Genomic DNA, 12,895 nt, shown 5'->3' on the forward strand with positions numbered 1-12,895 from the left:
CATAGAGACAACAAGGCCCGGATTGTACCGGGCCTCGAACAAAACATCAGCCTTGCGCCTAAACCTGCGTCAGGCCTTCCAGCGCCTCATAGGCCAGGCGCACCGGGGCGAACGAGCGCCGGTGAATCGGCGTCGGGCCAAGCCGCGCCAGGGCTTCCAGATGAACGGGCGTCGGATAGCCTTTGTGGCCGCCGATGCCATAGCCCGGGTAGATCAATTCGAACGCCGCCATCTCGCGGTCTCGGCTGACCTTGGCCAGAATCGACGCCGCGGCGATGGCCGGTACCTTGCCGTCGCCCTGCACCACCGCCTCGGCGCGCATCGGTAGTGGTGGGCAGCGGTTGCCGTCGATCATCGCCAGTTTCGGCTGGATGTGCAGCCCGGCCACCGCGCGCTGCATGGCTAGCATGGTCGCGTGGAGAATGTTCAGTTCGTCGATTTCTTCGACTTCGGCGCGGGCGATGCACCAGCTCAGCGCCTTCTCGCAGATTTCGTCGTAGAGCTTTTCGCGCCTGGCTTCGGTGAGTTTCTTCGAGTCGTTGAGCCCGAGGATCGGCCGGTTCGGATCGAGGATCACCGCCGCGGTGACCACCGCACCGCACAACGGGCCACGACCGACTTCGTCAACGCCGGCCACCAGTTCTTCGACTTCGGCGACCAGGGTGAAATCCAGGCCCATCTGCATGACTTGCTTGCTCATCGTGATTGACCGATCAGGTTGAGGACGGCGTCCGCCGCCTGATTGGAAGCATCCAGCCGCAACGTGCGGTGAATCTGGTCGAAGCCACGGGTCTGCTCTTCCCCGCCGTCGATCAGCGGCGACAGCGTCTGCGCCAGGGCCTCGACCGTCGCATCATCCTGCAACAACTCCGGCACCAACAGGCGCTGGGCCAGCAGGTTGGGCAAGGACACGTACGGACTCTTGACCATACGCTTGAGAATCCAGAACGTCAGCGGCGCCAGGCGATATGCGACGACCATCGGCCGCTTGTACAGCAGCGCTTCAAGGGTGGCGGTGCCGGAAGCGATCAACACCGCATTGCACGCCGCCAGGGCCAGATGGGACTTGCCGTCGAGCAACGTCACTGGCACATCACGCCCGGCAAGCAGCTCCTCAAGTTGCGCGCGACGTTCCGCGTTGGCGCACGGCAGGACAAAGCGCACACCCGGGCGCATCGCGCGCAGACGTTCGGCGGTATCGAGGAACAGCCCGCCCAGGCGGGAAACTTCGCCGCCGCGACTGCCGGGCATCAACGCCACCAGCGGCCCGTCGGGCAAGCCCAGCTCGGCACGCGCCGCAGCGCGATCGGCCTCCAGCGGGATGGCATCGGCCAGCGTGTGACCGACGAACCGCACCGGTACGCCCTTCTCTTCGTAGAATTTTGCTTCGAACGGCAACAGCGTCAGCATCAGGTCGCAACCTTCGCGAATCTTCAGCACCCGCTTCTGCCGCCACGCCCACACCGACGGGCTGACGTAGTGCACCGTCTTGATCCCGGCCTGACGCAGCTTGAGTTCGATATTGAGGTTGAAATCCGGAGCATCGATGCCGATGAACACATCCGGTTTCTCGGCAATCAACGTGGCGATCAGGTCCTTGCGGCGCTTGAGCAATTCGCGCAGCCGCCCGAGCACTTCCACCAGGCCCATGACCGACAGGCGCTCCATGGGGAAGTAGGACGCCAGGCCTTCGGCCTGCATCAACGGCCCGCCGACGCCGATGAACTCGACCGCCGGATGCTGAGCCTTGAGGGCGCGCATAAGGCCGGCACCGAGAATGTCACCGGAAGCTTCGCCCGCTACCAGTGCAATACGCAGACTGGCCATGATCAGCGGGTGATGCCGCGAGTCGACGACTGGATGGAGTCACGGAAGACCGCGACTTCCGGGAACTGCGCGGCCGGCTCGGCCAGTTCCGCCAAGGCCTGTTCCACGGTCAGACCCTGACGGTAGACGGTCTTGTAGGCACGGCGCAGGGCGTGAATGGCGTCTTCGCTGAAACCGCGACGGCGCATGCCTTCGAAGTTCATGCTGCGCGCTTCCGCCGGGTTGCCGAACACGGTGACGAACGCCGGAACGTCCTTGCCGATCGCGGTACCCATGCCGGAGAAGCTGTGGGCGCCGATGTGGCAATACTGGTGCACCAGGGTGAAGCCGGACAGGATCGCCCAGTCATCCACGTGCACATGGCCCGCCAACGCGGTGTTGTTGACCAGGATGCAGTGGTTGCCAATCACGCTGTCGTGACCGATGTGGGCATAGGCCATGATCAGGTTGTGATCGCCCAGCGTGGTTTCCGCGCGGTCCTGAATCGTGCCACGGTGAATCGTCACGCCTTCGCGGATCACGTTGTGATCGCCGATGACCAGGCGCGTCTCCTCGCCCTTGTATTTGAGATCGGGGGTGTCTTCGCCTACCGAGGAAAACTGGTAGATGCGATTGTGCTTGCCGATGCGGGTCGGCCCCTTGAGGACCACATGCGGCCCGATCACGGTTCCCTCGCCGATTTCCACACCTGCGCCGACGATCGACCACGGGCCGACCTCGACACCCTCGGCCAGCACGGCCGATGGATCGATGATTGCGCGAGGGTCAATCAAACTCATAGTTTGCGTTCCGCACAGATGATTTCAGCCGAGCAGACCGGCTTGCCGTCGACCGAAGCCTGGCACTCGAACTTCCAGATCTGGCGCTTGCAACTGATGAACTTGGCTTCGAGGATCAACTGATCGCCCGGCAACACCGGCTGACGGAAGCGCAGTTTGTCGGAGCCGACGAAGTAGTACAGGGTGCCATCGGCCGGCTTCACGTCGAGCATCTTGAAACCGAGGATCCCGGCAGCCTGCGCCATCGCTTCGATGATCAGCACGCCCGGCATGATTGGATGCGCAGGGAAGTGCCCATTGAAGAACGGTTCGTTGATGCTGACATTTTTGTACGCACGAATGCGCTTACCTTCCGTGTCCAGCTCCACTACCCGGTCCACCAGCAGGAACGGGTAACGGTGAGGCAGGTATTCGCGAATCTCGTTGATGTCCATCATTTCGGGGGGAAGCCTATGTAAAGATTGGGAGCGCGACTGACGCGCACTCCTCTAGCAAATCAAGGAGGCAGTCCAGAGGCTGTGCACACTTGATATGGAAATGGTATCAGCCATCAGATGAAGCATTGCCGTCAGGGGTCACTTCCCCTACGCGCTTTTCCAGCTGTTTCAACCGTCGCGCGAGGTCATCGAGCTGACGGATGCGTGCCGCGCTTTTGCGCCATTCGGCCGCCGGTTGCATGGCTGTGCCGGAAGAATAGGCACCCGGCTCGGTAATCGAGTGGGTCACCATGGTCATCCCGGTCAGGAAAACGTTGTCACAAATGTCGATGTGACCGACCAGGCCGACACCGCCGGCGAGCATGCAGTGCTTGCCGATCTTGGTACTGCCGGAAATCCCCACGCACGCCGCCATGGCGGTGTGATCGCCGACCTGGACGTTGTGCGCGATCTGAATCTGGTTGTCGAGCTTCACGCCGTTGCCGATCACGGTGTCCGCCAGGGCGCCGCGGTCGATGGCGGTGTTCACGCCGATCTCGACATCGTCACCGATGGTCACGCCGCCAATCTGGGCGATCTTCTGCCAGATGCCTTTCTCGTTGGCGAAGCCGAAGCCCTCGCCGCCGAGCACCGCACCGGACTGGATCACCACACGCTTGCCGACGCGCACGTCGTGATACAGCGTGACCCGGGGAGCCAGCCAGCCACCCTCGCCGATCTCGCTGCGGGCGCCGATGACGCAGTGCGCACCGAGCGTCACGCCGGCACCGATGCGGGCACCCGCCTCGATCACCACGAAGGGACCGATGCTGGCCGTCGGATCAACCACTGCATCCGCAGCGATCACCGCCGTCGGATGGATACCGGCAGCGGATTTCGGCTTGGGATCGAACAGGTGGGAGATGCGTGCGTAAGCCAGATAAGGATCAGGCACCACCAACGCATTACCGGCGTAGCCTTCGGCATCGGCAGCCTTGAGCAACAGGGCCGCGGCCTGCGAGCCCGCCAGGTATTTGCGATATTGGGGATTTGCCAGAAAGCTCAACTGAGCTGGGCCAGCCTCCTGCAAGGTGGCTAGCCCAGTGATTTGCTGCTCGGGGTCGCCACTCAGGGTGGCGCCGAGGAACTCGGCCAACTGGCCGAGCTTGATAGTCACGGTCATGGGTTACTTCAGCTGATTCATGCGCTCGATAACCTGGCGCGTGATGTCGTACTGAGGCTTGACATCGATGACTGCGCCACGCTCGAACACCAGGTCAAAACCACCTTTCTTGATGACTTCTTCCACGGCGCTATCCAGTTTCGGCTTCAGCTGCTTGAGCATCTCGCGGTCGGCAACGGCTTTGGCTTCGTTCAGTTCCTTGGATTGGAACTGGAAGTCACGGGCCTTCTGCTTGAATTCCAGCTCCAGACGCTCACGCTCGCCCTGCTGCATCTTGTCGCCGCCAGCCATCAGGCGATCCTGAATGCCCTTGGCACTGCTTTCCAGGGTCTTGAGCTTGGTCAGCTGCGGGCCGAACTTTTTCTCGGCATCCACGGCGTACTTCTTCGCAGCGTCGGACTCCAGCAGCGCCATCTGATAGTTCAGAACGGCAATTTTCATGTCGGCAAATGCCGGGCCTGCCACCAGTACGGAGGCCAGGAGAACCAATTGAGTCAACTTACGCACGATGCACTCCTACAAAATCCATTGTCGTTATCTTGGGTCAGACGCTTAGAACGTCTGGCCGAGGGAGAATTGGAACACTTGGGTTTCAGCGTTATCCGGTTTCTTGATCGGTGTCGCCAACGCGAAGCTCAAAGGACCCAGCGCGGTGACCCAGGTCACGCCGACACCGACGGAGCTGGCCATGTTGCTCAGGCTGACATCGTTGCACTGCGTTTTGGACTTGGTAATACCGTCGGTATTAAGAGTCTGCTCGCACTTGGAGTCGAATACGTTACCCACATCCCAGAACACGGAAGTGCGCAGCGAACGCTGATCCTTGACGAACGGCAGCGGGAACAGAACTTCCACACCACCCTGGATCAGGACGTTACCACCGAACGGCAGTGCATCCTGGTCCGGGTCATTGATCGTACCGACGTTACCGGTAGCGAGCTGACCACGGCTAGGCGTACTGCGCGGACCCAGCGTGCTGTCCTTGAAGCCGCGAACCGAGTTGAAACCACCAGCATAGTAGTTTTCATAGAACGGCAAGCCGTCGGTCGAACCGTAGCCGTCACCATAACCCAGCTCGGTGTGCAGACGCAGGGTGTAGTTTTCGGTAATCGGCGCGAACAGCTGACCACGGTAGTCGAGTTTGTAGAACGACAGGTCGCTGCCTGGAATGGTGGTTTCCAGCGTCAGGCTCTGGGAACGACCACGGGTCGGCAATACGCCTTTGTTCAGAGTCGACTCGGACCAGCCGGCCGAGGCCTTGAAGTTCAAATACTGATCGCCTTCGCGGTTCACGAAGTCGAAAATTTCGTCGACGGTGTACTGACCGGTCTTGATCTTGTCCTGCTGAGCGGACAGACCGAAGGTCAGACGCGAAGTCTCGCTGATCGGGTAGCCAACGTTCACGCCGGCACCCAGGCTATCTACCGCATAGCTGGCTACGTCGACATCAAGGTCTTTGTAGTCGGTGGTGCGATAGAAGGCGTTGTAACCCAGGCTGACGCCATCGGCAGTCCAGTACGGGTCAACGTAGCCGAAGTTGTAGCGGCTCTGGTATTCGCTGCGGGTCAGACCCACGCTGACGCGGTTACCGGTACCGAGGAAGTTGTTCTGGGTGATCGAACCACCGAGGATCAGGCCGGCGCTCTGGGCAAAACCGACACTGGCGGTGATCGAACCGGAAGCTTGCTCTTCAACGGCGTAGTTCACGTCCACCTGGTCGTCGACACCCGGAACCGCCGGGGTTTCAACGTTGACTTCCTTGAAGAAGCCCAGACGCTCAAGACGGGTCTTGGACTGGTCGATCAGGTAGGTCGAAGCCCAGCCACCTTCCATCTGACGCATTTCGCGACGCAGCACTTCGTCTTCGGACTTGGTGTTGCCACGGAAGTTGATGCGGTTGACGTAGGCACGCTTGCCCGGATCGACGGCGAACAGGATGTCGACGGTGTGATCGTCATCGTGCGGCTGCGGCACGCCGTTGACGTTGGCGAAGGTGTAGCCCTCGTTACCCAGACGACGGGTGATCAGCTCGGAAGTGGTGGTCATCAGCTTGCGCGAGAACACCTGGCCTTTCTGCACCAGCAGCAGGGACTTGACCTGGTCTTCAGGCACCTTCAGGTCACCGCTGAGCTTGACGTCACGAACGGTGTACTTCTCGCCTTCGTTGACGTTGACGGTGATGTAGACGTGTTTCTTGTCCGGGGTGATGGACACCTGGGTCGAAGCGATATCCATGTTGATATAGCCGCGGTCCAGGTAGTAGGAACGCAGACGCTCCAGGTCACCGGAAAGCTTTTCACGGGCGTACTTGTCATCGTTCTTGAAGAACGACAGCCAGTTGGTGGTTTTCAGCTCGAACAGGTCGACCAGGTCGTCCTCCGGGAAAACCGTGTTGCCCACCACGTTGATGTGCTGAATGGCAGCGACGGTGCCTTCGTTGATCTTCACTTTCAGGCCGACACGGTTGCGCGGCTGCGACACCACTTCGGTATCGACGGTGGCCGAGTAACGACCTTGCGCGACGTACTGGCGCTGCAGTTCGTTACGCACACCTTCGAGGGTGGCGCGCTGGAAGATCTCGCCTTCGGCCAGACCGGATTGCTTGAGACCTTTCATCAGATCTTCAGTGGAGATCGCCTTGTTGCCTTCGATCTCGATACTGGCGACCGACGGACGCTCGACGACCGTGATCACCAGAACGTTGCCTTCGCGGCCCAGCTGGATATCTTGAAAGAAACCGGTTTTGAACAACGCACGAGTGGATTCCACCAGGCGACGATCATCCGCCTGCTCGCCGACGTTCAACGGCAAGGCACCAAAGACACTACCCGCGGAGACCCGCTGGAGGCCATTGACGCGAATATCAGAGATAGTGAAGGACTCGGCGTGAACTTCGGCGATCATCAATACGGTGAGAACCGCAGTTAGCAGCAGACGTTTCATGAAGTCCTTTCTTATTCCAACTGGCAATAAACAAACTGCCGCAAAATGCGGCAGATTCGCAATTCAGCGAAGCGTTACAGTCGACCCAGATCGTTGACCAGAGCAAGCAACATCACCCCGACCACCAAACTGATACCGATCTGTATCCCCCAACCTTGCACCCGATCCGACAAGGGACGACCACGCGCCCACTCGATCAGATAAAACAACAAATGCCCCCCATCCAGTACAGGAATGGGCAGCAAATTCAGAACCCCCAGGCTAATACTCAGATAAGCAAGGAAATTCAGGAAATCAGCGACGCCCGACTGGGCAGAAGCGCCCGCCACTTTAGCAATGGTTATCGGTCCACTCAAGTTTTTTACCGAGAGCTCGCCGAACAGCATTTTCTTCAGTGAATCCAGCGTCAGCACGCTCATGGTCCAGGTGCGCCGGGCACCCTCGCCAATCGCCGCCAAAGGCCCGTAGCTGACCTCGCGGATCATCTCCGGCGGCCAGTCGACCGCTTTCACGCCCGCCCCCAGGTAACCACTGGGCGACTTGCTCTCGCCGCGCGCCGCCAGGGTCACCGGGATGTCGATTTGAGCACCGTCGCGCTCGATGCGCAGCAGGATTTTGGTATCAGGACGCGTACGAACGGTGTCGACCACTTGCTGCCAGTCATTCAAGGCCTGCCCGTCAAGGCTCAGCAGACGGTCGCCGGTCTTCAGCCCCGCCGCCTGGGCCGGACCTTTCGGATCGAGTTCGGCAAGCACCGGCGGCAACGCCGGGCGCCACGGGCGGATACCCAGGGAGCGAATCGGATCCGGCTCGTCGGCGCCCTTGAGCCAGTGATCCAGCACCAGTTCCCGTGGCGAGTCGGCAGTGGAACCCTGCTCGCGCACCAGCAACTGCAGGGCACCGCTTTCGCCCAGACGTCGCACCAGTTGCAGATTGACCGCCGCCCAACCGGTGGTCGGCTCACCGTCGATGGCAATGATTTCCTGGCCTGCACCCAGGCCCGCCTTGGCCGCGATGCTGCCCGATTCCACTGCACCGATGACCGGCCGCACCTGCTCGCTGCCGAGCATGGCCAGGACCCAGAAGAACACCAGGGCCAGCAGGAAGTTGGCGACGGGGCCGGCAGCGACAATGGCGATGCGCTGGCGCACGGATTTGCGATTGAACGACAGATGCAGCTGGTCGGCCGGGACTTCGCCCTCACGCTCATCGAGCATCTTGACGTAGCCACCCAGCGGAATCGCTGCCACGACGAACTCGGTGCCCTGCTTGTCGTGCCAACGCAGCAACGGCATGCCGAAGCCTACGGAGAAGCGCAGAACCTTGACCCCACAACGACGTGCGACCCAGAAGTGGCCGAATTCGTGAAAGGTGACCAACACACCCAGGGCGATCAGGGTGCCGGCAATCATATAGAGCGCGCTCATCTACTTTCTCCGCAAACCTGTTCAGTACCGCATGGAGCCCATGAATTGCAAAATCTAGCGATCGTGGCGCTGCAACCAGCGCTCGGCCAATGCTCGTGCTGCCGCATCGGCGGTAAACACCGCATCGAGATCGTCCAGCGCAACCACCGGCTCGAGATTCAACACTTCCTCGATGATACTCGCGATTTCCAGGTAGCGAACCCGTCCGTCGAGAAACGCCGCCACAGCCACTTCATTGGCCGCATTGAGCATCGCCGGCGCGCTGTCGCCCGCCTCCGCAGCCTGCCGTGCCAGACGCAGGCACGGGAAGCGCTCTTCATCGGGCGCCTCGAAGTCCAGGCGCGCGACGGCGAACAGATCCAGCGGCGCCACGCCCGAATCGATACGCTCCGGCCAGGCCAGGGCGTTGGCGATCGGCGTACGCATGTCGGGATTGCCCAACTGCGCCAGCACCGAACCGTCCACATAGTCGACCAGCGAGTGGATCACGCTCTGCGGGTGGATCACCACCTCGACCTGGGACGGCCTGGCGTCGAACAGCCAGCAGGCTTCGATCAACTCGAGCCCCTTGTTCATCATGCTGGCCGAATCGACGGAAATCTTGCGCCCCATGGACCAGTTCGGGTGCGCACACGCCTGGTCAGGAGAAACATCCGCCAGTTGCGCCAGTGGCGTCTGCCGGAAAGGGCCGCCAGAGGCGGTCAGCAAAATCCGCCGCACCCCGACAGCTCCGAGGCCTCGGGCAAAGTCCTGCGGCATGCACTGGAAAATCGCATTGTGCTCGCTGTCGATCGGCAGCAACACCGAACCGCTCTTGCGCACTGCCTGCATGAACAACGCGCCGGACATCACCAGCGCTTCTTTATTGGCCAGGAGGATTTTCTTCCCGGCCTCGACCGCGGCGAGCGTCGGACGCAGACCCGCCGCCCCGACAATCGCGGCCATCACGGCATCGACTTCAGGCGCGGAGGCCACCTGGCACAGCCCCTCCTCGCCGACGAGAACCCGCGTCGACAGGCCGGCTGCGCGCAGGTCGTCCTGCAGCGTGCGAGCTGCGGCGACTTGCGGCACCACGGCGAATTGCGGCACATGGCGCACACACAGGGCGAACAGCTCGCTCAGGCGCGTGAAGCCGCTCAAGGCGAACACCTGATAGCGCTCAGGATGACGCGCAATGACGTCGAGGGTGCTCAGGCCAATCGAACCGGTCGCCCCCAGCACGGTAATCTGCTGTGGGCGGCTCACGGCGCAGCCATCCACAGCAGCACGGCAAACACCGGAACCGCCGCTGTCAGGCTGTCGATACGGTCGAGCACGCCACCGTGACCTGGCAGCAGATTGCTGCTGTCCTTGATCCCGGATTGACGCTTGAACATGCTTTCGGTGAGGTCGCCCACCACCGAGATGAACACAATCACTGCCGCGCCGAGCAATCCCTTGAACAGCTGGGCCACGGTCCAGTCACGGAACAGCGCGACCAGGGTGGTGATCACCAGGCTCAGCGCCAGGCCGCCATACACGCCTTCCCAGCTCTTGCCAGGACTGACCTGTGGCGCCAGTTTGCGCTTGCCGAACGCCTTGCCGGAGAAATAGGCGCCGATGTCGGCACCCCAGACCAGCACCATCACCGCCATGATCAGCCAGTTACCCAACGGGTACTGCTTGATCTGCACCAGGCCTTGCCAGGCCGGCAGCAGGATCAGCAAGCCGATGAGCAGCTTGCAGGCAGCGCTGGACCAATGCGCGCTGGAGCGCGGGTAAGTCAGCACCAGATAGGTTGCCACCGCCCACCACAACACCGCCGCGCCCAGCACCCAAGGCGCCAGGCCGGGCAGGATGTACATGATGAACAGCATCAGGGCGGCCACGGCGGCATAGCCGACGCGGAACGCTTGTGCGGTAAACCCGGCCAGGCGCGCCCATTCCCAGGCGCCGAGGGTCACGACCAGCCCGATGAACAACGCAAAACCGGAGCCTTCGAGCAGGAAAAACCCGCACAAGGCAATCGGCAGCAGGATCAGCGCGGTGATGATTCGTTGTTTAAGCATTAAACCCGGGCTCCAGCTTCGACCTGCTCGCTCGTTTTACCGAAGCGGCGCTGGCGCGAAGCGAAATCGGCCAGTGCATTACGCATGGCATCGTGTTTGAAGTCCGGCCAGAACAGGTCGGAGAAGTACAGCTCGGCGTAGGCCAGCTGCCACAGCAGGAAGTTGCTGATGCGGTGCTCGCCACCGGTGCGGATGCACAGGTCAGGCAGCGGCAGGTCGCCGGTGGCCAGGCAGGTTTGCAGCAGATCCGGGGTGATGTCCTCCGGACGCAGGTGCCCGGCCTGAACCTCGCGCGCCAGACGCTGCGCGGCCTGGGCAATGTCCCACTGACCGCCGTAGTTGGCGGCGATCTGCAGGATGAAGCGATTGGCACCCGCGGTCATCGCCTCGGCCTCGCGCATCGCCGCTTGCAGCTCGGGATGGAACCGCGAGCGATCGCCGATGATGCGCAGGCTGATGTTGTTGTCGTTGAGGCGCTTGGCCTCACGACGCAATGCCTTGAAGAACAGATCCATCAAGGCACTGACTTCATCGGCCGGACGCTGCCAGTTTTCACTGGAAAAGGCGAACAGGGTCAGCACCTCGACCTTGGCCTCGGCGCACACCTCGATCACCGCCCGCACAGCATCCACGCCCGCCTTATGCCCGGCGACACCCGGCATGAAGCGTTTCTTCGCCCAGCGATTGTTACCATCCATGATGATCGCGACATGGCGCGGCACCGCGGACGGCGCAGTCTGCTTGGTCTTGTCCATTAAAAGCTCGACCCTTATACGGCCATCAGATCCGCTTCTTTTTCCTTGGTCGCCGCATCGATATCAGCTTCAGCCTTGTCGGTCAGTTTCTGGATATCAGCTGCCGCACGGCGCTCTTCGTCTTCACTGATCTCTTTGTCCTTGACCAGTTTCTTCAGCTCGCCCAGCGCATCGCGACGAATGTTACGCACAGCCACACGCGCATCTTCAGCGGCGGCACGCGCCTGCTTGGTGAAGCCCTTGCGGGTTTCTTCGGTCAGTGCCGGCATCGATACCAGCAGCAGCTCGCCAAGGTTGGTCGGGTTCAGGTTCAGACCGGCATTCATGATCGCCTTGTCGACGGCGGTCAGCATGTTGCGCTCGAACGGCACGACCTGCAGGGTGCGGGAATCCTTCACGGTGACGTTGGCAACACCACTGAGCGGGGTATCGGCGCCGTAGTAAGGCACCATTACGCTGCCCAGGATGCTTGGGTGGGCCTTGCCGGTACGAATCTGGCCAAAAGCGTGGCTGAGCGATTCGATCGACTTCTTCATGCGCTCTTGAGCGTCTTTCTTGATTTCGTTGATCATTGCTGGACTTCCTCGATCAGGGTGCCTTCAGCGCCGCCATGCACGATGTTCAGCAGGGCGCCGGGCTTGTTCATGTTAAATACGCGCAGCGGCATCTTGTGGTCGCGGCACAGGCAAATGGCCGTCAGATCCATCACGCCCAGCTTGCGATCCAGTACTTCATCGTAGGTCAGATGATCGAACTTCTCGGCATGCGGGTCTTTGAACGGGTCAGCGGTGTAGACGCCATCGACCTTGGTCGCCTTGAGCACGACATCGGCGTCGATTTCGATGGCACGCAGGCACGCCGCCGAATCCGTGGTGAAGAACGGGTTGCCGGTACCGGCCGCGAAAATGACCACGTCCTTGGAGTTCAGGTGGCGCATGGCCTTGCGACGATCGTAGTGATCGGTCACACCCACCATGGAAATCGCCGACATCACGATGGCGGAGATATTCGCACGTTCCAGCGCATCGCGCATGGCCAGGGCGTTCATCACAGTGGCCAGCATGCCCATGTGGTCGCCGGTGACACGGTCCATGCCGGCCTTGCTCAGGGCTTCGCCGCGGAACAGGTTGCCGCCGCCGATGACCAGACCGACCTGGACACCGATGCCAACCAGTTGACCGACTTCCAGCGCCATGCGATCGAGCACCTTGGGATCGATCCCGAACTCTTCCGAGCCCATCAGGGCCTCGCCGCTAAGCTTGAGTAGAATGCGTTTATAGCGAGCCTGATAACCACTGCCCTGCTGAGCCATTGCGAATCTCTCCTGCGGCGTATTTAAAAATTCTTTGCGAGCTGTTTTCAGCTGCGTTCACTCTAGCGTGGCACTGCTTCAGCGCCATCGGAACATGGCTTTGTAAGTCAGTTCCAAGGGGAAACCAATTAAAAATTGGTAACCCTATCTGAAAAGAGGCTGCGCGCGTGAGCGGGCAGCCTCTTTCGGGCGACAGTTGAAAAAA

Annotated in this window: 13 protein-coding genes; all 13 read right to left on the minus strand. The window is 61.1% G+C overall.

The annotated features are described in order from the left end of the window. Positions 1-58: 58 nt before the first annotated feature. Entirely contained in the window at positions 59-685 is a 627-nt protein-coding gene (gene rnhB, locus QRN70_RS09985) for a ribonuclease HII (protein ID WP_285418069.1), read from the minus strand. A gap of 11 nt (positions 686-696) precedes the next feature. Continuing rightward, positions 697-1,827 carry a lipid-A-disaccharide synthase gene (lpxB, locus tag QRN70_RS09990; protein ID WP_502941552.1) on the minus strand — a complete coding sequence of 377 codons (1,131 nt, stop codon included), beginning with the start codon at positions 1,825-1,827 and terminating at the stop codon, positions 697-699. Positions 1,828-1,829: 2 nt separating this feature from the next. Beyond that, complete coding sequence (gene lpxA / locus QRN70_RS09995) at positions 1,830-2,606, minus strand: acyl-ACP--UDP-N-acetylglucosamine O-acyltransferase (RefSeq protein ID WP_285417379.1); 777 nt, start codon at positions 2,604-2,606, stop codon at positions 1,830-1,832. Further along, the gene (gene fabZ / locus QRN70_RS10000) at positions 2,603-3,043 is read right to left on the minus strand and encodes a 3-hydroxyacyl-ACP dehydratase FabZ (protein WP_003222142.1); all 441 of its coding nucleotides are present in this window, start codon (positions 3,041-3,043) and stop codon (positions 2,603-2,605) included. The genes lpxA and fabZ overlap by 4 nt, the downstream gene beginning before the upstream one ends. A gap of 106 nt (positions 3,044-3,149) precedes the next feature. After that, positions 3,150-4,205, minus strand: a complete 1,056-nt coding sequence (lpxD, locus tag QRN70_RS10005; RefSeq protein ID WP_285417381.1) for a UDP-3-O-(3-hydroxymyristoyl)glucosamine N-acyltransferase — start codon at positions 4,203-4,205, stop codon at positions 3,150-3,152. A gap of 3 nt (positions 4,206-4,208) precedes the next feature. After that, positions 4,209-4,712, minus strand: coding sequence for an OmpH/Skp family outer membrane protein (locus tag QRN70_RS10010; protein ID WP_003222140.1), 504 nt, complete (start codon positions 4,710-4,712; stop codon positions 4,209-4,211). A gap of 45 nt (positions 4,713-4,757) precedes the next feature. Beyond that, positions 4,758-7,148 carry an outer membrane protein assembly factor BamA gene (gene bamA / locus QRN70_RS10015; protein WP_285417382.1) on the minus strand — a complete coding sequence of 797 codons (2,391 nt, stop codon included), beginning with the start codon at positions 7,146-7,148 and terminating at the stop codon, positions 4,758-4,760. Positions 7,149-7,222: 74 nt separating this feature from the next. After that, on the minus strand, positions 7,223-8,575 hold the full coding sequence (rseP, locus tag QRN70_RS10020) for a sigma E protease regulator RseP (protein ID WP_285417384.1): 1,353 nt from the start codon (positions 8,573-8,575) through the stop codon (positions 7,223-7,225). Positions 8,576-8,629: 54 nt separating this feature from the next. Continuing rightward, entirely contained in the window at positions 8,630-9,820 is a 1,191-nt protein-coding gene (gene ispC, locus QRN70_RS10025; RefSeq protein ID WP_285417386.1) for a 1-deoxy-D-xylulose-5-phosphate reductoisomerase, read from the minus strand. Next, a complete protein-coding gene (locus QRN70_RS10030) occupies positions 9,817-10,623 on the minus strand; it encodes a phosphatidate cytidylyltransferase (RefSeq protein ID WP_285417387.1) in 807 nt (268 codons plus the stop codon). The genes ispC and QRN70_RS10030 overlap by 4 nt, the downstream gene beginning before the upstream one ends. Next, positions 10,623-11,378 (minus strand): polyprenyl diphosphate synthase, encoded by a 756-nt coding sequence (uppS, locus tag QRN70_RS10035; protein ID WP_007908854.1) that lies wholly within the window; start codon positions 11,376-11,378, stop codon positions 10,623-10,625. The genes QRN70_RS10030 and uppS overlap by 1 nt, the downstream gene beginning before the upstream one ends. A gap of 14 nt (positions 11,379-11,392) precedes the next feature. Then, positions 11,393-11,950 carry a ribosome recycling factor gene (frr, locus tag QRN70_RS10040; protein ID WP_285417390.1) on the minus strand — a complete coding sequence of 186 codons (558 nt, stop codon included), beginning with the start codon at positions 11,948-11,950 and terminating at the stop codon, positions 11,393-11,395. After that, the gene (gene pyrH, locus QRN70_RS10045) at positions 11,947-12,690 is read right to left on the minus strand and encodes a UMP kinase (RefSeq protein ID WP_011332683.1); all 744 of its coding nucleotides are present in this window, start codon (positions 12,688-12,690) and stop codon (positions 11,947-11,949) included. The genes frr and pyrH overlap by 4 nt, the downstream gene beginning before the upstream one ends. Positions 12,691-12,895: the final 205 nt, after the last annotated feature.

The sequence above is a fragment of the Pseudomonas sp. efr-133-TYG-5 genome (assembly GCF_030209175.1).
In the GTDB taxonomy this organism is placed as follows: Bacteria; Pseudomonadota; Gammaproteobacteria; order Pseudomonadales; family Pseudomonadaceae; genus Aquipseudomonas.